The 22,432-nt window shown below is 70.9% G+C and carries 12 protein-coding genes and 1 pseudogene; 3 read left to right on the forward strand and 10 right to left on the reverse strand.

Features of this window, described 5'->3' with window-relative positions; genetic code table 11:
- Window positions 1-667 precede the first annotated feature (667 nt).
- Window positions 668-3,748: a GH92 family glycosyl hydrolase gene (locus ACFC09_RS00735; protein ID WP_376522349.1), complete on the forward strand. Its 3,081-nt coding sequence runs from the start codon at window positions 668-670 to the stop codon at window positions 3,746-3,748.
- 218 nt (window positions 3,749-3,966) lie between these two features.
- Here the strand turns inward: ACFC09_RS00735 and ACFC09_RS00740 are convergent.
- The 5 genes and pseudogenes from ACFC09_RS00740 to ACFC09_RS00760 form a co-directional block, all read right to left on the reverse strand.
- Window positions 3,967-4,113: pseudogene (locus tag ACFC09_RS00740) on the reverse strand (SDR family oxidoreductase); the annotation flags it as partial.
- A gap of 120 nt (window positions 4,114-4,233) precedes the next feature.
- Window positions 4,234-11,211: a glycoside hydrolase domain-containing protein gene (locus tag ACFC09_RS00745; protein WP_376522351.1), complete on the reverse strand. Its 6,978-nt coding sequence runs from the start codon at window positions 11,209-11,211 to the stop codon at window positions 4,234-4,236.
- A 486-nt stretch (window positions 11,212-11,697) separates the two neighbouring features.
- A complete protein-coding gene (locus ACFC09_RS00750) occupies window positions 11,698-12,216 on the reverse strand; it encodes a copper chaperone PCu(A)C (RefSeq protein ID WP_376522354.1) in 519 nt (172 codons plus the stop codon).
- Window positions 12,213-14,522: a heavy metal translocating P-type ATPase gene (locus ACFC09_RS00755; RefSeq protein WP_376522356.1), complete on the reverse strand. Its 2,310-nt coding sequence runs from the start codon at window positions 14,520-14,522 to the stop codon at window positions 12,213-12,215. The genes ACFC09_RS00750 and ACFC09_RS00755 overlap by 4 nt, the downstream gene beginning before the upstream one ends.
- Window positions 14,519-14,782, reverse strand: a complete 264-nt coding sequence (locus ACFC09_RS00760) for a hypothetical protein (RefSeq protein ID WP_376522359.1) — start codon at window positions 14,780-14,782, stop codon at window positions 14,519-14,521. The genes ACFC09_RS00755 and ACFC09_RS00760 overlap by 4 nt, the downstream gene beginning before the upstream one ends.
- Before the next feature lie 337 nt (window positions 14,783-15,119).
- Here ACFC09_RS00760 and ACFC09_RS00765 point away from each other — a divergent pair, with 337 nt between their 5' ends.
- Window positions 15,120-16,298 (forward strand): epoxide hydrolase family protein, encoded by a 1,179-nt coding sequence (locus ACFC09_RS00765; RefSeq protein WP_376522361.1) that lies wholly within the window; start codon window positions 15,120-15,122, stop codon window positions 16,296-16,298.
- A 272-nt stretch (window positions 16,299-16,570) separates the two neighbouring features.
- On the opposite strand, the gene ACFC09_RS00770 is transcribed toward ACFC09_RS00765, so the two are convergent.
- The 5 genes from ACFC09_RS00770 to ACFC09_RS00790 all read right to left on the reverse strand — a co-directional run bounded on the left by ACFC09_RS00770 (window position 16,571) and on the right by ACFC09_RS00790 (window position 21,297).
- Window positions 16,571-17,323, reverse strand: coding sequence for a class II glutamine amidotransferase (locus ACFC09_RS00770; RefSeq protein ID WP_376522364.1), 753 nt, complete (start codon window positions 17,321-17,323; stop codon window positions 16,571-16,573).
- A gap of 363 nt (window positions 17,324-17,686) precedes the next feature.
- Window positions 17,687-18,640 carry an amino acid ABC transporter permease gene (locus ACFC09_RS00775; RefSeq protein WP_376522365.1) on the reverse strand — a complete coding sequence of 318 codons (954 nt, stop codon included), beginning with the start codon at window positions 18,638-18,640 and terminating at the stop codon, window positions 17,687-17,689.
- Window positions 18,637-19,284: an amino acid ABC transporter permease gene (locus ACFC09_RS00780; RefSeq protein WP_376522368.1), complete on the reverse strand. Its 648-nt coding sequence runs from the start codon at window positions 19,282-19,284 to the stop codon at window positions 18,637-18,639. The genes ACFC09_RS00775 and ACFC09_RS00780 overlap by 4 nt, the downstream gene beginning before the upstream one ends.
- 6 nt (window positions 19,285-19,290) lie before the next feature.
- Window positions 19,291-20,256, reverse strand: coding sequence for a glutamate ABC transporter substrate-binding protein (locus tag ACFC09_RS00785; protein ID WP_376522370.1), 966 nt, complete (start codon window positions 20,254-20,256; stop codon window positions 19,291-19,293).
- A gap of 255 nt (window positions 20,257-20,511) precedes the next feature.
- Window positions 20,512-21,297 carry an amino acid ABC transporter ATP-binding protein gene (locus ACFC09_RS00790; RefSeq protein WP_376522373.1) on the reverse strand — a complete coding sequence of 262 codons (786 nt, stop codon included), beginning with the start codon at window positions 21,295-21,297 and terminating at the stop codon, window positions 20,512-20,514.
- A gap of 123 nt (window positions 21,298-21,420) precedes the next feature.
- Between ACFC09_RS00790 and ACFC09_RS00795 the strand changes: the two genes are divergently transcribed.
- Complete coding sequence (locus ACFC09_RS00795; protein WP_376522376.1) at window positions 21,421-22,386, forward strand: LysR family transcriptional regulator; 966 nt, start codon at window positions 21,421-21,423, stop codon at window positions 22,384-22,386.
- Window positions 22,387-22,432: the final 46 nt, after the last annotated feature.

The raw sequence follows: 22,432 nt of genomic DNA on the forward strand, positions 1-22,432 counted from the left end.
GAATCCGCCGAGTTCGGCACTCACCGCGACCTGTACGCGTGAGGCCCTGCCGTTGTGCGTGATTCATGTCAGCCGAGTTCAGAGGCCGCCGGTTCGGCCGCCGATCCGTCCCCTGTCGGGAACAGGTGGTTCCGCCGGTCGAACACACCGAAGCGACACAAAGGCCAACACCGCGAGCAGAATGAAACTAGTCAACGAACCGACCCGACGCAAGGGTTCGCCACAAGGCCGCAGCCGCGGTGCTCCAGGCGCAGAGGGCACGGGCACCGCCCACCGCCGGAGTCGACGTACAAGGACTCCGGTCGTCATGGCGCGGTGCGGACCGGCAGGTCGGGCAGCCGACGTCCGTGTCCGCAGGCCACCTCCGCCGGCCACCTCCGCAGCCCCTGTCCGCACGCCACATCCGTACGCCGTGTCCGCACGGCGTATCCGTACGCCATGTCCGTACGCCACATCCGTACGCCATGTCCGCACGGGCCTTGACTGCCGATCACCGCGGGATCAGACTGCCAACGCATTGACAACGATGTCAAGAAGACGGCTCGCGCAGCCGACGCAGAGAGCACCACTGAGGAACGAGCGGAAACGAGCAGGGAGGCCCGGGGTGCGTCCAGGAAGCGGCAGTTGGATCGGACACCTGAGACACAAGAGATTCGGCATTACGGCGATGGTGTTGGCGACGTGCGTGGCGGGCATGCCGTCGGCCGTCGCCGCCGCACCGTCGCAACCGGCGCGCGTGGCGCTGGTGTCCGACCCGACCGGCTACGTCGATCCCATGATCGGCACCAAGAAGGGTGTGGACTGGGAGAACACGTTCCCCGGTGTGACGGCGCCGTTCGGAATGATGCAGTTCAGTCCTGACACCACGTCAGGGCCCACCGGTTACTCGTACGACGACGACGCCATCAAGGGTTTCAGCCTGGACCACTTCTCCGGTGGGTGCTCGTCGTTCGGCGACATACCGCTGCTGCCGGTCACCGGTGCGATCGGCGACGATCCCGCAGCCCGCACCGAGCACTTCTCGCACAAGGACGAGCACGCGGCGCCCGGCTCGTACTCGGTGCGGCTGGCCGACTCGAACGTCAAGGTGTCCCTCGGCGCCACCACCCGGACCGGGATCGCCTCGTTCACCTATCCGTCCGGCAGCCAGGCGCAGGTCCTGGTGAAGTCCGGTACCAGCCTCGGCGGCGACCTGTCGGCGCAGGTGAACGTGGTCAACGACCACGAACTCGAAGGCACCGCCACACCGCACGGACTGTGCAACAACAGCCAGTACACCATGTACTTCCACATCAGCTTCGACCGCCCGTTCACCGCGCACGGCACCTGGCAGGGCAAGACCGTCACGCCGGGCTCGTCGAGCGCGTCCGGCTCCGGTTCCGGCGCGTACCTGACCTTCGACACGTCCGCGGCCGACACGGTGACCGCAAAGGTCGGCATGTCGTACGTGAGCACGGCGGGCGCCGCGAAGAACATGGCTGCCGAGATCCCCGGCTGGAACGTCTCCCGCGTGCAGGCGGACACCCGCGCCGCGTGGCGCGACCTGCTGCGCAAGGTCGACGTCGGCGGTGCGTCCCGGGACGAGCTGACCACCTTCTACACCGCGCTCTACCGGTCGTTCCAGTCGCCGAGCGTCTTCAACGACGTGGACCGCCGTTACATCGGCTTCGACAACGAGATCCACACAGTGCCGTCCGGACACACCCAGTACGCGACGTTCTCCGACTGGGACATCTACCGTTCGCTGGCGCCGTTGCAGACCATGCTGTATCCGCAGAAGGCCGGCGACATGGCCAACTCACTGCTGCGAGACGCCCAGCAGCAGGGCGGCTGGTGGCCGAAGTGGCCGTCGCAGAACATGACCGGCAACGTGATGAACGGCGACAACGGCGTGCCGCTGTTCGCCCAGTACGTAGCCTTCGGCGCCAAGGACGTGAACATCCGTGACGCGCTGCCCATCATGAAGAAGGGCGCGACCCAGTCGCAGAAGGTCGGCTGGGGCTGGACGGAACGGCCCGGGATCGAGGATTACGTCAAGCTCGGCTATGCGCCCAACAACGCCACCTCACAGGGCGATCACGGACTGCAAGGGGCTTCGGAGACTCTTGAGTGGGCCGTCGACGACTTCGCCATCTCCCGGCTGGCCAAGGCTGTCGGCGACCACGCGACCGAGGCCGAGTACGCCCGACGCGGCAACAACTGGCAGAACATCCTCGACCCGGCCACCGGCTACCTGCGCCCGCGTGACGACAACGGCGCCTTCCCGGCGGGACCCGGCTTCCAGACGCCGCCGGCCGGGGCCTTCGGCCAGGACGGCTACGACGAGGGCAACGCGGCGCAGTACAACTGGTCCGTTCCGCAGGACATCGCCGGGCTCGTCAGCGCCATGGGCGGCAAGGACAAGGTGATCCCGCGCCTCGACGACTTCTTCAGCCGGCTCAACGACGGCGGAAACGCCCCGTACGACTGGGCGGGCAACGAGATCGACACCACCGCTCCATGGGTGTACGACTACGTCGGGCAGCCGTGGAAGACCCAGGAGGTCACCCGGCGCATCGAGACGCAGTTGTTCACGACCGCGCCGGACGGGCTGCCCGGCAACGACGACAACGGGGCGCTCTCCTCGGAGTACGTGTGGGCGGCGCTCGGCATGATGCCGGTGACCCCGGGCACCCCGACGCTCGCGCTCAACAGCCCGCTGGTCAAACGGGCCGTGATCAGCCTCGGCACCGGCCGGACCATCACGATCGGCGCCCCCGGGGCCGCCGACGACGCGCCGTACATCACGGACCTGAAGCTCGACGGACGGCGCTACGCGTCGACCGCACTGCCCGCGTCGTTCGCCACCCGTGGCGGCGCCCTGGACTTCGCCCTGTCCACCCGACCCGACACCCACTGGGGCACGGGTGCGCATGCCGCGCCCCCGTCGTACCGCACCGACGAGGTCCCGGCCATCGGCTACCTCACACCGACCGGCACCCAGGTGACCCCCACCGGTACCACCCTGCCGGCCACCGTCGGCGCCGCCACCCTCGCCGGGCCCGCCGGTACGGTCCACTGGACGGCTGTCACGGACACCCCCGGGGTGAGCGTGACCCCGTCGTCGGGCACGCTGGACCTCGGCCACGCGCGTACCGCCTCCGTGCCCGTCACCATCGAGGTCGCGGACGGCACGCCCTCGGGCTACCACCCGGTCAAGGTCAGCTTCCGCACCGCCGACGGGAAGACACTGCCGGGCGGCGCCGCCGTGATGACCGTGCCGGCCGCCGACGGCACCGCGACCGCCTGCGACACGCTGGGCACCACCGACACCGAGTGCGGGCTGCGCCTGCGTGACGGCGGCGACGGGCATACCGCGCCGGTCACCGTGGGCGGCCGGTCCGGGCGGTCCACCACGGACGGTTCGCCGTACGAGTACTTCGACGTCGACAATGCCGTCGTACCAGGTGGCGCCTACCGCGCGACGGTCACGATCGACTACTACGACCACGGCACCGGCAGTTGGAGCCTCCAGTACGACGCCACCGGCAACGCCTACAAGTCGACCGCCCCGGTCGCCAAGACCGGCACCGACACCTGGAAGACCGCGACGTTCACGGTGGACGACGCCGCCTTCCACAACGGTGAGAACGGCGGGACGGACTTCCGTCTCGCGAACAGCGGCGACACCGGCACCATCGGCCGTGTCCACGTCTCGGTCAGCGGTGGCAACGTCCTCGCACTCCATCTCTGCCCCACCGACGACTGACCGACCGGAGGTGCCGGGTGGCCGCACGGCACCCGGCACCTCCCGGCGGGCAGGCTCATGCCTCGGAGGTGAAGGGCCCACCACCACCCGCGGGTGTGCCGGGCCGCCCCGAGGACCGGACCCGTGGCACCCGTCACCGACACCCTGCCGCGGCCCGCGGCCCACGGCCCGGCGGCGAAGCCGGAAACGGTACCGGTCCAGAGCTGGGTGGCGCCGCCGTCGACGAACAGTTCCGCGCCGGTGGTGAAAGAGCTGTGGTCCCCGGCCAGACAGCGGGCGGTGGCGGCGACCTCGCCGGGACGGCCGGCTCTGCCGAGCGGGGGCCATGCCGGGGTGCCGGGTTCGGAGGGCGGCCGTGCCGTCATGGCGACGGCCCCTCCGGGTGAACAGCGTGGTTCACCCGGAGGGGCCGGCCCGCGGAGGAACGCCTCCGGTGGATCAGCGGGATCCTGCCGCGGCCCCAGGGGGCACGGCCGGTCCGGCGGTCACGTCGTGCCCTGCGCCCGGGGGGTCCACCTGGGCTCGGCCCACTCCGCCGCCGGCGACCAGAGTCCGGCGCCTCCGGCGGAGCCTGCTCCGTTGCCTCCGGGGCCCCACGTGCCGGAAGGGGGCCACGGGCCGGATCCTGAGGTGGCGCCGCCACCACCGTCGCCGCCCGCCGCGACCGGCCGGTGATCGCGGTCCGTACGCTGGAAGCCGACCGTGTAGGTCCGGGTGACCGCACCATTGGGCGAGGTCACCGTGATGCTACGGGTGGCGAACCGGGAACCGGCCGACGAGAGGACGGAACTGCCGTCGACGACCTTCACCCGGGCGCCGGGCTCGGTCGGCACGGCGGAGACGGTCGGGATCTTCGCGTTCTTCGGCCAGTCGACGACATACGTGCTCACGTCCGGATCGAACCCGTCGATCGCGACACCCCCCACGGTGATCGCCCTGGCGTCGGCGACACTGGCCTTCGTGGCGTCCGCGTAGTCGGTCACCGTGACCGACCCGTCGGCGTTGACGACCACGTGCGCCGCCATCGCGGCCGCCAGGTTGATCCGCTCCCAGCTCGCTCCGCCGTCCGCGGTGAGGTCGAGCGGGTACCCGGAGTCCGTCGCGGTCTGTTCGAGGACCTCCGTGCGCTGCTCGGTGGTGAGGTCCGGGAAGGCCGTGATCAGCAGGGCTGCCGCGTCGGACGGCGCCTTGAGGGTCTGCCCGGCCTTGCCCACCTGGGAGAAACCGTAGGTCAGGCGCTGCGTGTACAGGTCGATGTCCTGCGCCGTGCTCAGGCCGCCGTAGGAGTCGCCCGCGCAGGCCGCGAGCGTGTCGCCGTACCCCTGCTGCTCGCACTGTGCGAGCAGCACGTTCTCGATCTCGGTGTGGGCCTGCGTCAGCAGGTGCGCGAACTCGGGATCCGCCCACCGGTGCGCCACGGTGGCCTGTCCGGTGATGCGGCCGCCCATGACGTCGAGCGGGTAGTGGAACCCGAGGACGATGCGGTTGTTCCCGTACTCCGAGGTTCGCGCGAGGATCGAGGGTGCCAGCTCCGGCAGGAGGGTGGCGAGGACGGTCCCGGCTTCGTACCCGCCGTAGGTGTGGCCGCTGGGGTACGAGCCGCTGGTGGCGAGGCTGCTGTACGAGCCGTCCTGCGACTCGTAGACGTCGCCGCCGTCGCCGACGAACCCGAGCCGCGCGTACGGGCGCAGGTAGCCGTAGTGGTCCTTCGCCGCGTCGTGGGTGTCGAGGCCCTGCGTGACGCGGGAGAACAGTGCGCTGGTCTTCGGCAGTTCGCCGCCGTTCAGGGCGTCGCGGTAGATCTGGCCGAGCCGGGACCCCAGGCCGTCGGCCATCGTGACGGTGGCGCTGTTCGTCGCGTCGACCTCGGCCCGGTCCACCTCCCGCTGCGTCGCCGCGTTGTTGATGCGCACGGCGATCTCGTCGTTCTCAGCGGTGAGCGGGGCCCCGGCGGGCACCTCGGTGTTGGCGCCGAGGATGTCGGAGTGGAGGTCGTCGATACCGCTGAGCAGGTCGTTGAAGTAGTCGGTCCCGTCGTCGGTCGCCGGCCACTTGTCCGACGCGTAGGTCGCTTTCAGCGTGTCGTCCGGGAAGGGGGACGACACGTATGTCGGGTCGGAGGCGTCCGCCGAGGTGGTCGCGGTCGGGTCGGCCGAGGTTCCGGCCAGGGTGACCGCGGTGACGGTGGCCGTGTGCGCCTTCGCCTTGCTCGCGGGCGTGAGCAGCGCGGTGTCCGTCGTGGCGGGAACGTGCGCGGTGGTTCCGTCGTCGAGGGCCACGGTGTAGCCGATGACCGGGAATCCGCCGTCGCCGGCGGCCCGCCAGGTCACTCGGACCTGCCGGCCGTCGGTGATCACACCCGTCAGGGCCGGCTTCTGCGGCTTGCCGCCGCCGGTCACCACGGGGGCCGTGGCGGCGCTCGGGGGTGAGGCGCCGAGGGCGTTCACCGCCCGGACGCGCGCCGTGTACGACCTGCCGGACGGCAGCCAGGTGAACGTCGTGCTGCGACTGTCCGGATCGCGGATCTCGACCTGGTGGCCGTCGTCGAGGGTGATCTCGTAGCCGGTGACCGGTGAGCCGCCGGTGTCCTCGGGTGCGGACCAGGCGACGGTCATGCTCGTGCCGGACGCCGTCGCCGACACCGCGTCGGGCACGGCGGGCACCGTCCTGGGCTTCGTGCTGAGCGCGGACCGGGCGTGGTCGAGGGCGTCGTACCGTGCGGTGAGGGTCTCGTCCGTAGCCGTGTCGTTCGCGACGGCGGTCTTCGCCTCGGCGAGTGCCTGGGTGAACGCCTTCCACGACGCGTCCGTGTAGCGCGTGTCGTCGAGGGCCGACGCGGTCGCGACCAGGTCCTCAAGTCTCAGCCTCGGGAGAGGGATCAGCTGGTTGGCGGCGAGGGTGAGGCTGCGGGTCTGCGTGTCGACTTCGAGCTGGGTCGCGTCGTCGGCGTCGACGAAGGCGCGTGCGGCGGCGAGTTCGCGCCGGTACACGCCGAAGTCGATCGTGTCGTACCGCTCCGCTTCGCCGGAGAGCGCTGCGTACTGGTCGATCGCCTTCCGCAGGGCGGACTTGTCCGTGGCGGCGGGCGTGTCGACGTGGTCGAAGGTGATCCGGCCCAGGTTCGCGACGTACGGGTGCGCGGAGTCCGCGTTCGTCGCCAGCCGCAGGTGGACGGTGTGTGTGCCGGTGATCGCCGTGGGCAGCGTCAGGCTCGTCGTCCCTCCTGACGACCACGCGGTCCCCGTGACCGGCAACGGGACGGTCGCGTACGGCGTGCCGGGATCGGCCGGGTCGAAGGAGTCCAGGTAGAGCTGGACGGCGGAGCCGGTGCCGCAGCGGGCGGAGTTGTTGGCGTAGGTGATCGTGACGGTGTTCTTGGGCGAGTCGCCGAAGTCGATGGTCCCGTAGCCGAGCCAGGCTCCGTCGTAGGTGCCCCCGAGGTCGGTGGCGGAACCCGCGCCGCTCCAACCCGCCGGTTCGCTCTTGAGCCCACCGCCGCTGTTCGAGTCGAACGCCGTGGCGTCGAACGCCACCGGGGCGTCGGCGTCCTGCGTCAGGGTCAGCGAGTAGACGTTGCCCACGTAGGGCTGGGCGGCGGTTTGCGTGCTGGAGACGAAGTCGGTGTACACGTCCTGGACGCCGGTGAAGACCGCCGGGTCGAGCCGCACGGTCGTGGTGGCGATGGTTCCCCAGCCCGATCCGCTGTAGTCGAGGGGGATGTCTACGCTCTTGGAGCCGTCCTTCGAGCCGAGGTGCAGTTCGATGTGCGAGTCCGACGCCGCCCGCGACTGCGGCTTGTCATAGCGGACGGTGAGCGTGTCGGCGCCGTCGCGGAGGTTCGTGTCCTGCCATTCGGCCCAGGCGCCGTTCGACACGTTCTCGAAGATGCCGTTCGAGAGGTTGAGCGGGAGTGAACCGCCGCCGGTCGTGGTGCTGTTCGCCGCGGTCAGCGTGGCGAGCGTGGTGGCGGGCGACGAGGCGACCCCGTTCGGCGAGAACTGGTACCAGTCGAAGTTCGACACCCACTGCTGGCCGGACGGGGCGTGGAACACGAACGTCGCGCTCGACGCGCCCAGCAGGGCGTCCGGGTCGGTGACGGCCGCCTGGACCGTGGTGTAGTACTGCCAGCCGCCGGTTCCGGGGAGCGGGACGGTGGCGACGACGGGGCCGTCGGCGGCGCCGGCGTGGATGTCGACCCTGCTCGGTTTCGCCGTGGTCGCCTGCGAGTTCGCGTAGCGGACCGAGATGCTCCGCGGGGCGACCCCGCCGAAGTCCAGCTTGGTGAACCGTTCCCACGACCCCTCGGTGACGCCGCCGAGGTCGCCGTCCGAGTAGTACGCCTCGCTCGTGAGGCTGGGGCCCTCCTTCTGGTCGGGGTCCTCGGCCTGTAGGACGGCGTAGCCGCCCTCGTCGATGGTGAGCGCGTCGATGGCGGACCGCAGCGCGTCGTTTGCGGCCATGAGCGTGCCCGTCGCGGAGGTGGTGTCCGCGAGGACGGTCCGCGCGTGTTCGAGCGCCGACCGGAACAGGTTCCAGGAGCCGTCGGAGTAGTTGCCGCTGCGCACCGGGGACGCCTGGTCGACGAGTGCGCCGAGGGCCTTGCGGTACACCGCGGCGGCGGAGATGACGAGCGGGTCGGTCGGGGACGTCCCGGTGCCGCTCACCGTCGAGGCCCGCACGCCGTGGGCGAACGCCGCGTCGCGGAACGTGATGCCGAAGCGCGCGTCGACCTTCGTGGTGCCGGTGAGCGACAGCGTCGCCGTACGCGAGCCGCTGACGCGGAGGTCCGCCCTGACACCGTCCGGCAGACCGGTCACGTCCGCCGCCCCGGTCTTGGTGAGGCTGGTTCCCTTGCGGGCGGCGAACGACGCCCGCCCGGACAGGGTGAGCTGCACGCCGGCGTCGACGGTGCCGTCCGCGGCGGTGTCGACGGTGCCGGGGCGGGCGGAGACGACGGTGTCGTCCTTGCCCGTTCCCGTGCCGCCGTCACCCGCGTCGCCCGAGTCGGTGTTCAGCGAGTACGCGGGCTTCGTGTGGGCGCCCCACTGGGAGGGCTTGGAACCCATGGTGAAGGCCAGGGTTCCGCCGGAGATGATCTGCGAGTAGTCGAGCCACGTGTCGGTGAACCGCGAGCCGTTGAGGCTGGCGCTCTGCACGTAGTAGTTGCTCGGCGACACGCCGTCGGCCCGCACCGTGAACCGGGTGCCGTTCGCGTAGGTGATCGTCGTGGAGTCGAAGAACGGGCTGCCGATCTGGAACTGGCTGGAGCCGGCGGTCACCGGGAACAGGCCCAGGGCGGCGGCGACGAACATGGTCGACATGGTGCCGGCGTCGTTGTCCATGGTCGGCAGGAAGCCGTTCGGGGAGAGCTGGTAGACCCGGGTGTCGGTCGGTGGGGTGAACTCGCCGCCGGAGCTCGGGGCTTCGTTCGTGGAGCCCGTCGCGATGTAGCGGTTCCAGGTCGTGCCGGTGTAGATGGCACGCACCCACTTCTGCGTCAGGCTCGGCTCACCGACGTAGTTGAAGAGGTACGGGGCCTGGAGGTCGATCTCGTTCGCGTTGGAGTGCAGCATGGTCGAGCCGTCGTCGACGTCGGAGTCCTCGCCGAACATGTGCTCGACGGCTGCCTTGCCGGCCTTCTCCCCGCCCATGGCCTGGATGAGGCCGCCCATGTCGTAGGCGTCGTACCAGTGGTACTGCCAGAGTGTGCCCTGGTAGAGGCCCGCTGCCTCGAACTTCTCGTAGTCGGCGCTCTGCCAGTCGCCGCTCGCGGCGCGCGGGGTGAGCAGACCGACCCCGGTGCCGTCGGCCGCGGTCCAGGCGCCGGACTTCACGAGGTTGTCGATCGCCATGGTCGACTGGGTGCGCAGCTTCTTCGCGTCCGCCTTCTTGCCGAGCGCGTCGGCGACGACGGACAGCGCCCACTGGTCGTAGCCGCGCTGGACGGTCGTACCGGGATCACCGGCGACGTACCCCTGCCGCAGCTGTGTCCCCGTGTAGTACCCGGCGTACGACAGCAGCGCCGGGTACGCCTCGTCGAGCCGGTCGAAGTTCTTGTAGCCCTTGGACAGCGCGTCGGCGATCACCACGGGCGAGCGCTCCCAGCGCACGGTGGGGACCGAGTGGGTGAGGCTGCCCAGGCTCTTGCCGGAGGTGCGCGCGTCGGCGAAGAGTTCGATCAGCGACTGCACCATGTCCCGGTAGGTGGACGGGTCGATGTACGCCTCGACGGAGTACTTGCGGAAGTCGTCCCAGGTGGACCAGCCGTCGTAGTAGGTGAAGCCGTTCGTCTTGTGCACCGCTCCGTCGACGCCGCGGTACGTGCCGCTGGTGCTGGTGGCGTTCACCGGCAGCGCGTACATGCGGTACAGGTGTGTGTAGAACTCCTTGGTGAGCGTCGACCCGGGGTCGGACTTCGCGGAGGAGCGCACGTCGACGGCGCCGAGCGTGCTGTTCCAGTCCGCCTCGGTCTGTGCGCGCGCCTGGTCGAAGGTGAGGTGGCCCACCTCGTTCTGCTGGTCGGTCGCGGCCTGTTCCGCGCTGATCGGCGAGAGTGTGACCCGCAGTTCGATGTCGTTCCCGGCGGTTTTGTCGAACCCGAGGACGGCGCCGGTGTCGGAGCCGTCCTGGGTGGTCGCGTCGCTCAGCCTGCCGTCGTTGCCCCAACTCTTCAGGGAGGTCACGGGGACGTTCGTGGTGGCGTCGTAGTACAGCTGGTACGAGGCGCCGTTGAACGACCCCGCGATGAGCCCGGTGATCGAGGTGGTTCCGTCCGGGAGCGTCGTCGCCTTCATGGTCGCGCGGGTGCGGCTGGTGAAGTTGTTCGCGAGGTCGAGGACGAGTTCGGGGTCCGACCCGGCGGGGAAGCTGTACCGTTCGAGCGCCGTGCGGGTCGTTGCGGTCATCTCGGCGTGGATGGTCCCGGAGTCGTGCGCCACCGACGACGCGGTTCCGGAGACGGCCCCGAGCCCCACCTGGTAGTAGCCGGGCGTCGCGGTCTCGTCGTCGTGGCTGTACCCGTGCGCGTACGTGCTGGCGGCCGGGCGGCTGTCGTACCGCACGGACGTCGGGACGACCAACAGGTCGCCGCCGCCTCCCGAACCGCCTACGCCGTCGAGGTCCGTGGCGGTGAACCCGGCGATGTGGTCCTCGTTGTAGTCGTACCCGGAGTGGTTGCGGCCCGGCGTGGTCATCGGGTTGACCTTGGCCAGGCTGTGGGGTGCCTCGGCGCCCGGCAGGTCGTTGCCGTCGTCACCGGCGGTCGACACGAACGGGTCGACCAGTTTCGTGTAGTCCGTGCCGCCGGCCGTCCCCGCGGACGCACCGGAGGTGATCGCTACGGGCACGGCCGCGGCCGTGCCGCCACCCGCCAGCGCGGCGAGGCCGAGCGCCCCGGTGAGCAGCGCGGCGACCGCCGCGCGCAGTGGCCGGCGGCGCCGGCGGGCGGCTCTCGGAAGGGTCAAGCGGGGCAAGGGGGAACGGGATCTGATGGGCACGAAACCTCTCCAGCGTCGTGATACGCACGTACGGTCCGGCCCTTTCGGCAGACAACGTTGTCGGCCCGAACGCCGGAACATGCACCCAGAGCGAGGCGGCAGTGGACACATGGGATCACCCCACCGCGTTCACGACCGCCCGTCATCAGACACAGAGAAGGCGTACGACGGGCAAACAGAACTCGTACAGAAAGGTGCGTTCCCGACGCCCGACGCGGCGCGGCCGGCGCGATGGTCACCCGGCCGCGGCGCGCGGCGAGTTCCCGGCCGGGAGATCACCTGGAACTCGCCGGAACGGCCGGACCCCGCGCGCTGCCGCCGGGGCCCGGCGACACTGTCCGTCACGAACCGCCCGTCACGAGCCGCCTGTCACGATCCATCCGCCACGAACCGCCTGTCACGAACCGTCCGCCACGAACCGCCTGTCACGAACCGTCCGCCACGAACCGTCCGTCACGAGCCGTCCGTGCCGGGCCGTTGCACCACCGCCTGCACCTCGACGGCTCCCGCGTGCTCGAAGTGCAGGGTGAACGGCAGGAGGTCCCCGGGCCGCCAGGCCGACCGCGCCCGGACCGTCACGTCGAGGCTGTCCGGGGACATGGCCAGCGTGCCCCCGGCCGGGGTGACCGCCGACGGGATCTGCTGCCCGGTGGCCGAGTTGCCGTCGAGCATGCGGTGGCGGCTGAGCACCGGGGCGCCGGCGACCACGGAGGAGGTCACCTTCAGCAGCCGGTCGTCCGCACCGCCGGAGTTGGTGATGCGGAAGTACGCGGAGGTGTCCCGGGAGTTGCCGAAGGGGAGCCAGACACGCCCGTCCGTGACCGCTATGCGTGGTGGGCTGCCCGCGTTGCCGGTGCGGACCCAGATGGTCAGGCCGCCGAGGGCGACACCGCACGCGGCGACGGGGACGAGGGCGGCGAGCAGGGTGTCGGTGACGCGGCGCCTGGCGGGCCGCCGGACGAAGAGGTTCACCGGGCTCCGTTCCGCGCCGTCGTCGGGGTGCGGCGGCCCGCGGGCGACGGCTGCCAGGTGCGCAGCCGCAGGCTGTTGCCGACCACGAGCAGTGAGCTGACCGACATGGCGGCGGCCGCGACCATCGGGTTGAGCAGGCCCACCAGGGCGAGCGGCACGGTCACCACGTTGTAGCCGAAGGCCCACAGGAGATTGGCGCGGATGGTGCCGAGGCTGCGCCGGGCGAGCCGTACGGCGTCCGCCAGTGCCTCGATGTCCCCGCGGACGAGGGTCACGTCGGCGGCGCCGATCGCGGCGTCCGTTCCGCCGCCCATGGCGATGCCCAGGTCGGCCCCGGCCAGCGCGGCGGCGTCGTTGACGCCGTCACCGACGACGGCGACCCGGTAGCCCTGCGCGCGAAGGTCCCGTACCAGGTCGGCCTTGTCCTCGGGGGTGCAGCGGGCGTGCACGTCCTCGATGCCGAGGGCGGACGCGACGGCTCGGGCGGGCGCCTCCCGGTCGCCGGTGGCGAGCACGGGGCGTACGCCTGCGCGCCGCAACCGGTCCACGGCGCGGTAGCTGCCGGGCCGTACGACGTCCCCGACCTCGATCAGGGCCGCCGCCGCGCCGTCCACGCGGACCAGGACGGGGGTGTGCGCGGCGGCCTCCGCCGCCGACAGCGCGTCGGCCAGGCCGGCGGGCAACTCGTCGCCCGGGGAGACGACTTCCACCAGCCGGGCCTCGACCCGTCCGCCGACTCCCCGGCCCGCCGTCGCGGCGAACTCGCGCACGGACGGCAGCCGCACCCCGGGCAGGGCTCGGTTCGCGTACGCGACGATCGCCCGGCCCAGCGGGTGTTCGGAGCCCTGTTCCACCGCCCCGGCCAGCCGCAGTATCTCGTCCCGGCCCGGACCGCCGGTGACCGTGGTGACGCGGGCGACGCTCATCCGGCCCGAAGTGAGGGTGCCGGTCTTGTCCAGCACCACGACGTCGAGGTGCTGGAGTCCCTCCAGGGCCTGCGGCCCCTTGACCAGCACGCCCAGTTGGGCACCACGTCCGGTGGCCGCCATCAGCGCGGTCGGTGTCGCCAGGCCCAGGGCGCAGGGACAGGCCACGACCAGGACGGCCACGCACGCGGTGACCGCCTGCTGCGGATCGGCCCCGGCTCCGAGCCAGAACCCGAGGACGGTCACCGCCAGGGCCAGTACGACCGGTACGAACACACCCGCGACCGTGTCCGCCAGTCGCTGCGCCCTCGCCTTGCCCGCCTGGGCCTCCGTCACCATCCTGGTGATGTGCGCGAGCCGGGTGTCCGCGCCGACGGCCGTGGCACGGACGAGCAGCATCCCACCGACGTTGACGGCGCCTCCGACCACCGCCGTGCCGGGCTGCACCTCGACCGGTTCGCTCTCCCCCGTGACCAGCGACAGGTCGACGGCGGAGGAGCCCTCGACCACCTCCCCGTCGGTGGCCACCCGCTCACCGGGCCGGACGACGAAGACCTGTCCGACGGCCAACTCCGCGACGCGTACGCGCCGTTCGGTGCCGTCGCCGTCCCGTACCGCTGCTTCCTTGACGGCCAGCCGGGCGAGCGAACGCAGCGCGGCACCGGTGCCGTGCCGGGCCCGCGCCTCCAGGTACCGTCCGGCCAGTACGAACAGCGGGACGCCGACGACCGCTTCGAGGTAGACGTCCGCCGTGCCGTCCGACGCCCCGGGCAGGAGCGTGAACGGCATCGTCATGCCCGGCGTGCCCGCGCCACCGAGGAACAGCGCGTACGCCGACCAGGAGAAGGCGGCGACGACACCGAGCGAGACCAGCGTGTCCATCGTCGCGGCGGAGTGCCGCAGCCCGCGCAGCGCCCGGGAGTGGAAGGGCCAGGCACTCCACACCGCCACGGGTGCCGTGAGTACGAAGCACAGCCACTGCCAGTCGCGGAACTGCCAGGCCGGCACCATCGACAGCACGAGCACCGGGACCGCCGGCAGCGCGGTGCCCAGCAGGCGTCCGCGCTCCTGCCGCGCGGCCTCGGTTCCGTCCTCCTCGTCCCCGGGGGTCTCGCCCCGCGCGGGCGGCTGCGGGAGCGTGGCCGTGTACCCGGCCTGCTCGACCGCGGTCACCAACTCCTGCGGACCGACCCGCGCCGGATGGCTGACCCGGGCCCGCCCGGTGGCGAGGTTGACCGTCGCGGTCACACCCTCCACCTTCGCCAGTTTCTTCTCGACCCGCCGTACACAGGCCGCGCAGGTCATCCCGCCGACGGTCAGCTCCGTGACGACGAGGACGGGCGCGTCCTCCGTGGGTGCCGCCACCCCTTCCGCGTTCATCGGCCTCCGCTCCCCTCGCCCATGCCCATCCCGCCCATGCCACCGGTGTTCGATCCGCCGCCGAGTTCGCCCTGCCCGCCGCCCCCGGTCGTCCCGGAGCGGTGCATGCCGGGCGCGACCGGCCCGGCCGCGGCTCCGACGGCGTACGACACGGCGAAGACCAGGGCGAGCAACAACAGGAACCCCCAGAGGGCGGGCGGCGGCACCAGCCTGCGCGGCACCGCACCCGCCCCCGGGGACGACTGCTCGGGTTCTTCCATCACCGGCCTCCTGACGCCTCTCAGCCGAACCGGACCCCGGTTCGGCTCCTGCGCCGTCAGGCCGGTTCGTCCACGTAGTCGGACCCGGTGATCGAGGAGTTCCCCTGGCTGTCCATGACGTGTCTCACACCGGCCGATGCCGAGCGGCGTGCCGGGCAGCGCGGCGCCCGAGGCGTCACCGGGGAGCTTCCTCCCCGGACCGGAGGGGTGCGTGTCGAGCGCGAGGTGTCCGCCGGCGGCGTCATGATGGTCGCCCGCCGGCGGCTCACCGCCGGCCGCACCCGCACCGGCGGGCCCGGCACGGCAAGACGACCGCACCAGAGTGAGAATGAGTCCTATGACGCACGCCCCTGATGCCTTCACGCCCGGACCCGAGCCCTTCACGCCGACGGCGGATCCCGCCGCCCTGCACGATCTGCGAGCCCGCCTGCGCGCGACCCGCTGGCCGGACGCACCCGCGCACGCGGGCTGGTCCCTCGGTACGGACCTCGACTATCTGCGCGAACTGGTGACCTACTGGGCGGAAGAGTTCGACTGGCCGGCCCAGGAGGCGAAGCTCGCGCGGCTGCCCCGGTTCCGGGTGCGCGCAGGTGGTCTCGGAATCCACTTCGTGCACGCGCGGGCCACGGCATCGGCCGGCGCCGCGCTGCCGCTGGTGCTGTGCCACGGCTGGCCGGACTCGTTCTGGCGGTATGCGAAGGTCATCCCGCTGCTGACCGACCCGGGCGCACACGGTGGGGACCCGGCCGACGCCTTCGATGTGATCGTTCCCGACATGCCGGGCTACGGCTACTCCGACCGCCCCACCGGTGAAGTGCTCGACTCCCGCGACGTGGCCGGACTGTGGGCCGAGTTGATGACCACGCTCGGCTACGAACGGTTCGGCACGGCTGGCGGTGACATCGGCAGCCACGTCAGCCGCTACCTCGCCCTCGACCACCCCGAGCGGGTCATGGCGGTCCACCGCATGGACGGCGGCCTGCCCGTCTTCCGTGGCGATCCGGCGGAGCTGACACCCGAGGAACGGGCCTGGTTCGAGGAGGCCGCAGCCTGGGGTGCGAGCGAAGGCGCGTACGGGGCGATGCACCGCACGAAGCCGCAGACCGCCGCGTTCGGGCTCACCGACTCGCCGGTCGCGCTCGCCGCGTGGATCGTCGAGAAGCTCCGGGCCTGGAGCGATTGCGACGGCGACATCGAGCGCGTCTACACGAAGGACGAGATCCTCACCAACGTCACCGTCTACTGGCTGACGGGCACCATCGGCTCGTCCATGCGTATGTACCACGCGAACGCCGCGATCGACCCCGCACAACTCGCCCGGCGAGTCGAGGTGCCGTCAGGTTTCTCCCTCTTCCGCGGCGACATCGTCCGCCCTCCGCGGGCGTGGCTGGAGCGGACGACGAACCTCGCCTACCTGAGCGAGCCCGAACACGGCGGTCACTTCGCCCCGTTCGAGCAGCCGGAACGCTACGCGGAAGAACTCCGCGCGTTCTTCCGGCCCTTCCGCGCGCATTGAGCCGGGCCGCACCACGATCAGGATGAGATCAGACCACGTCCCACGTCCCACGAACACTGACGCGGACGCGAACCCGAACACGGCGGACGGCCGGACCTGGCGTCAGCTATGTGCACAGCGGCTGCGGCCGTCGTGAGGGCGGTGCGGGCGGTACGGGCGAGGGCGGCACGGGCGACGGCGCTGCGGGCGCCGACGCTGCGGGCGACGGCAGCGGGCCGGAAGCCCTGCGGAAGCAGTCCGAAAGCCGTCCCCGTCCGGAAGCAGCGCGCGGCTCAACCGCTGTACACGGTGAGGTCGAGGCTGCCCGGCCTGATCTCCAGCACATGGCGTTCGGGCAGGACACTCCACTCAGGGGCGGGGTGCGGCCAGCCGGTGGAGGCGACGACGACCGCGTCCGGGGTCTGGCGGTAGTGGATACCGAAGTAGCCCGGACCGCGACGGCCGATGACCTCGGAGTCGGGATCGTGCTCGGTGTAGGCGAACAGCGCGTCAGGCGTCAGCAGCAGGCAGTTCAGGCTGACGAAGCGATCGGCTCTCGTGCGGATGTCGCCGGCGGTCTGCAGGACGGCCTTGACCGGATCGATCCCTTCGTCCATGCGGCGGCGTACGGCGAGATAGAAGCGTTCGCTGTCGGTGTCCCCCTCGGCCGTCGCGAGCAGTTCGGGCCCGATCACCCCGTCGAGCGCGGTGGAGGGCACGAAGTCGCCGTTGTGCGCGAACGCGACGGAACTGTCACCGAACGGGTGGGTGTTGGCGGGCGAGACGGGAAAGTTCTGGCTGGCCATCCGCAGGTGCAGCAGGGCCATGTCGGCGGTGCAGGCGTCGAGAAGCGCGCGCAGCCGGTCACTGGTGTCTCCGCGCTCGGGGTCCTTCACACTCCGCACGGTGCCGTCGCCGGAACGCAGCCCCAGCCCCCATCCGTCCCGGTGCTCACAGGCCAGGGCGAGGAACGGGTCGAGATCGTCGGCCAGCAGGCCGCCGATCGGCTGCGGTTGTCTGGCGACGACACCCAGAAGTCGACACATGCGCTCTCTTCTCTCTCGGTCGGGGGTGGCGCCCGGCCAAGAACGCCGGAAACACCGTGAATCGCGCGGATCTGGCAGATCGGGCGGATCAGGTGGATCGGGCGCGCCTTGGACGGGTCGGAAGGGCACCGATCGGATGACTGGTCAGGTCGGCACGGGGGAGGCGGCGACGGACCTGCCATCCGGGTGGCTGGTGGTGGCCGCCCCGCTCGGTCGGGGGTGTCCGAGCGGGGCGGCTCCCGGACCCGTGGCGGCGGGTCCGGGGCGAGGGGGCCGAACGGCCCGCGGACGGTCCGTACGCAGTGGTCGTACGGAGGTCCACGGCACGTCTCGGCCCGGCCGACATGTGACCGCCGGGCCGCGTCAGGCGGCGCGTGCCCCGCGGGTGCCGTTCGGGCGGCCGCTACCGCCGCCCAGCCATCGCTCCAAGCGGCTCGCCGAGAACGCCAGGGCGACATTGACGATGACGAAGACGAGCGCCACCACGAGGAAACTCTGGATGACGGTGTGGTTGAACTCGCCGAGCACCTTGGCCGACTGGAGCAGTTCGGGGAAGCTGACGACGTACCCGAGAGTGCTGTCCTTCAGCAGCCGGACCAGTTGGCTGACCAGCGCGGGTGCGGTCTGCCTGATGGCCTGCGGCAGCACGATCAGCCGCATGGTGGACCAGTGCCCGAACCCGAGGGCGGCACCGGCCTCGCTCTGCCCCTTGGGGACGGCCCGGACACCGGCCCGGAAGATCTCGGCGAACACGGCCGAGTTGGTGATGACGATCGGCCACACCAGCATCCAGAACAGCGACATCCGGACACCCGTGCCGGGCAGGCCGAACAGGAAGGCGTACACCAGCAGCAGCAGTGGTACGGCCCGCAGGACCTCGACGTACACCGTGGCGGGGATCCGCAGCAGAGGCGTCCGGGCGAGCCGGGCCAGCGCCAGCAGCGCGCCCAGCGGCAGTGCGATCGCGCCGCTGACGAGGGTGACCTCGACGGTCGCCCACAGCCCGGTCAGCAGGTACTTCAGGACGGGCCATTGCCCGAACAGCTGCCATTTCGCCGCGTCCAGCTGGCCGCGCGCCGCGAACTGATGCACCGCGGCCGCGACGAACCCGGCGATGACCAGCAGCGACACCACGGTGGCGACGACGATCCGACGCCGCCCGCGCGGTCCTGGCACGTCGAAGAGTTGGGTGTCGTCGTCGTCCAGCCGGTCCCACAGAGCGGTCAGGCGCCGCCCGGCGGGTGCCTTCTGGAGCGGTGCGGAGGCGGCCGGAGCGACGGACGCCGGAGGGGGAGGTGCCTGCACGGGTGAGGTCATCGCAGCACCACCAGCCTGCGTTCGAGGAGGGCGGCGAAGCGGCCGATGGCGAGGGTGAAGACCACGTAGCAGAGGGCTGCCGCGCCGAAGGTGATCAGCGGCTGCGCGTACTGCTGGTCGAGCAGCTGGGTCTGTCCGGTCAGTTCCTGCGTCACGCCTACGGCCGCCGCGAGCGACGAGTTGAGCAGTACGGCGATCAGCAGCGACGCCAGCGGCTGGACGATGGACCGCAGTCCCTGGGGCATCACCACCAGGCGCAGGACCTGGCCGAACGTGAAGCCCAGGGCTCGGGCGGCCTCGATCTGTCCGACCGGCACGGCGCGCACACCCGCGCGGACGGTCTCGCAGAAGAAGGCCGCCCAGTACAGGCTCATGGCCGTCACCGCGGTCCAGAACAGCGAGTACACCAGTCCGATCTCCGGTAGCCCGAAGACGAACAGCGTCAGCAGTACGAGCAGCGGCACACTGCGCACCGAGGACACGTACAGCCGGGCGAAGAGGCGCAACGGCCGCACCGGGCTGATCCGGAACACCGCCAGGACGAGACCGAGGAATCCCGCCAGCACGAAGGTGCAGGCGCTGAGCTCCAGGGAGACCAGCAGGCCGCCGCCGAAGACGTCCAGATGGGACGTGATGACGTCCATGCCGGGTCAGCCGATCTTCGGCGGCGTCGGCACGGGGCCGGGCACCTGCGTACCGAGGGTGTTCTTCCAGAGCTTGGCCCAGGTGCCGTCGGCCTCGATCTTCTTCAGCCAGTCGTTGACGAACTTCTTGAAGTCGGGCTTGTCGATCGGCAGGCCGATGCCGTAGGGCTCCGAACTGTAGGTGCCGGCGAGGACCTTGACGTCGGAGTTGGTGCTGGCGTTACCGGCCAGGATCCCCTGGTCGAGGATGTACGCGTCGGCACGGCCCTGCTGGAGCGCCTGGAGGCACTCGGTGTTGGTGTCGAACAGCTGGATCTTCGCCTTGGGTGCCTCCTTCTTGATGACCGTGGAGGCGGTCGAACCGGACTCGGTGACGACGACCTTGCCGTCGAGGTCCTTCAGCGACCGTATGGAGTCGTTGTCCTTCTTCACTTCGAGGGCGAGGCCGTCCGAGTAGTACGGGCCCGCGAAGCCGACGACCTTCGACCGCTCCGGTGTGATGGTGTAGGTCGCGAAGACGGCGTCCACGGAGTGGTTCTTCAGCAGCGCCTCGCGGGTGGCGCTGGTGACGTTGGTCAGCTTCGCCTCGGGCTTGCCGATGATGTACTTGGCGAGCAACTGCCACAGGGCGGCGTCAAAGCCCTCCACCTTGCCGGTCGTGGGATCGAGCAGGGAGAAGAGGGCGGCCGTCTGGGTGGCCCCGACGTTCAGCGTGCCGCGTTCCTGGATCGCGCGGGCCGTGGAGCCGGCGGGCATCAGCGAGGGGTCGGCCTGCTTCTCGGCCGCGACGAGCTGGTCGATGGCCTTGCTCGCCGCGTCTCCGCCCCCCTTGGCTGCGGGGGCGCCGGGAACCTTCGCCGTGGCGGACGAGGAGCCGGAACACGCGGTGAGGAGCGTGCACGCCGCGACGAGCGCGACGGCCGCCGCCGCACTCCTTCCGAGGGAACGGGACTCGGATCCGGTGACGTTCATGAAGGATTCCTCTGGCGGGGATGGACAGTTGCGGTGGGGTGCTGGGGAGCCGGACGGCTGTACGGCAGTCCGGTGCGTACGGAGGGGGCCGCCGCTTCGGCCCAGGGGGGAGGGGCGGCTGCGAAGCGGCGGCGGTCTCGGGAAGCCCCGGGCGGTGGACATCGGAGGGGCCGACGCCCGGGGGTGCGGCGCGCCCTGAAGAGTTGCGGCGCGCGCTCTGCGGAATGCGGCGCGAGGGGCGCCGCCGGGCAGTGGTCAGTGACGCAGGACTTTCGAGAGGAATTCGGCGGCGCGCTCATGTTTCGGGTTTGTGAAGAATTCTGAAGGCGGTGCGATCTCCAGAATCCGGCCCTCGTCCATGAACACGACGCGGTCCGCGGCCTGCTGGGCGAATCCCATCTCGTGGGTGACGACGATCATGGTCATACCCTCCATGGCCAGTTCGGCCAGGACCTGGAGAACCTCCTGGATCATCTCGGGGTCCAGGGCCGAGGTCGGCTCGTCGCAGAGCAGCACCTTGGGGTCCATGGCCAGGGCGCGGGCGATGGCCACGCGCTGCTGCTGGCCACCGGACAACTGCGCGGGGTACGCGTCGCCCTTGTCGGCGAGTCCGACCCGGGCCAGCAGCTCGTGGGCGCGGTTCCTGGCGGCGGCCTTGTCCATGCCGCGGACCTTGACGGGCGCCAGCATGAGGTTCTGCAGGACGGTGAGATGCCCGAAGAGGTTGAAGGACTGGAACACCATGCCCGCGTCCGCCCGGAGCCGGGCGAGAGCCCGGCCCTCGGCCGGCAGGGGTACGCCGTCGATGCTGATCGTCCCCGACGTCGTGCTCTCCAGCCGGTTCACACAACGGCACAGGGTGGACTTCCCGGAGCCGGATGGGCCGATGACCACCACCACTTCGCCCGCGGCGACTTCGAGATCGATGCCGTGCAATACCTGGGTGTCGCCGTAGTGCTTGTCGACTCCCCGGATCTCGACGAGCGGGCGGGTGCCGCCTTCCTCGCCAATGGCGGAAGGGGCTTCAGCGGTCCTGGTCACACGGGACTCCTCCGGAGAGCGGGATGAACACCGTTCGAACTTTCGGCTATTCGATACGACCTGCCCGACCGTGTCCAACGAGGATCTTTTTTCGAAGTCATCAAGGTCGTTTATAGTTCCAGCGTGTTGGACGTGCACCAGTTGGAAGTCCTGGCGGAAGTCGCGCGGACCGGTTCCTACACGGCCGCCGCGGCATCCCTCGGCTATACGCAGCCGGCCGTCAGTTATCAGATGCGCAGACTCCGGCAGGCCGTGGGCGCGCCCCTGGTGACCCGGGTCGGGCGGGGGCTGCAACTGACCGAGACGGGCCAGACCCTCGTCCGCCATGCGGACAGCATCTTCGCCGTGCTGCGCGCCGCCGAGCAGGAAACCTCCTCGGTGGTGGCACGGGGTGGCGGGTTGGTACGGATGGTCGCCTTCCAGAGCAGTTGTGTGGAACTGCTGCCGCGCCTGGTGGTCCGGCTGCGGGCACACCATCCGGAGGTACGGGTGACCGTCGTCCAGGCGGAGCCGGTCGAGGCCCGCCGGATGCTCCGGGCCGGCGAGGCCGACCTCGGTCTGCTCTGCAACTGGGAGAACGAGGACCTGCCCGAGGGCGAGAGCGCCATGCTCCGCCTGGAACTGATGACGGACCGCCGCTACGTGCTGATGCGCGGCGACGATCCGCTGGCCGGACGCGACACCGTCGACCTCGCGGAACTCGCCGCCCGGGACTGGGTGATGGAGAGCTTCCGGGACCGGTTCATGGCGGCCTGCACGAACCTCGGTTTCCAGCCCAGGATCGCGGCGACCGTCGACGACGTGATCGCCATCCAGTCACTGGTGTCCGCCGGGCTCGGCATCAGCCTCATGAGCGAGCTGTCCCTGGACGCCCACGTGGCCCCCGGGCTGGTGTACCGGCCGTTACGGCGCTGGCCGCTGCGGCGTTCCTACGCCCTGCTGTGGCCCGACATGGCGAACGTACCGGCCGTGGCGACCGTCCTGAGCGAGATACGCGCCATAGCCCGCGCCATGCAGAGGACCAGCGGACCCGCCACCCCGTCCGCCAGGGCAGGCACCGCACCGACCGCGCCGCCCCGGAGTACCTGAATGCCTGGACCCGGCCCGCCGCGGCCCGACGCGACACAGGCCGGCC

It is taken from the genome of Streptomyces sp. NPDC056161, from assembly GCF_042268025.1.
Classification (GTDB): domain Bacteria; phylum Actinomycetota; class Actinomycetes; order Streptomycetales; family Streptomycetaceae; genus Streptomyces.

What these genes read in the sequence shown, in the direction of transcription:
- ACFC09_RS00735 (WP_376522349.1), top strand. Translation starts at nt 668, where the DNA reads ATGGTGTTGGCGACGTGCGTGGCGGGCATGCCGTCGGCCGTCGCCGCC.
- ACFC09_RS00780 (WP_376522368.1), bottom strand. Translation starts at nt 19,284, where the DNA reads ATGGACGTCATCACGTCCCATCTGGACGTCTTCGGCGGCGGCCTGCTG.
- ACFC09_RS00775 (WP_376522365.1), bottom strand. Translation starts at nt 18,640, where the DNA reads ATGACCTCACCCGTGCAGGCACCTCCCCCTCCGGCGTCCGTCGCTCCG.
- ACFC09_RS00785 (WP_376522370.1), bottom strand. Translation starts at nt 20,256, where the DNA reads ATGAACGTCACCGGATCCGAGTCCCGTTCCCTCGGAAGGAGTGCGGCG.
- ACFC09_RS00765 (WP_376522361.1), top strand. Translation starts at nt 15,120, where the DNA reads ATGACGCACGCCCCTGATGCCTTCACGCCCGGACCCGAGCCCTTCACG.
- ACFC09_RS00755 (WP_376522356.1), bottom strand. Translation starts at nt 14,522, where the DNA reads ATGAACGCGGAAGGGGTGGCGGCACCCACGGAGGACGCGCCCGTCCTC.
- ACFC09_RS00770 (WP_376522364.1), bottom strand. Translation starts at nt 17,323, where the DNA reads ATGTGTCGACTTCTGGGTGTCGTCGCCAGACAACCGCAGCCGATCGGC.
- ACFC09_RS00760 (WP_376522359.1), bottom strand. Translation starts at nt 14,782, where the DNA reads ATGGAAGAACCCGAGCAGTCGTCCCCGGGGGCGGGTGCGGTGCCGCGC.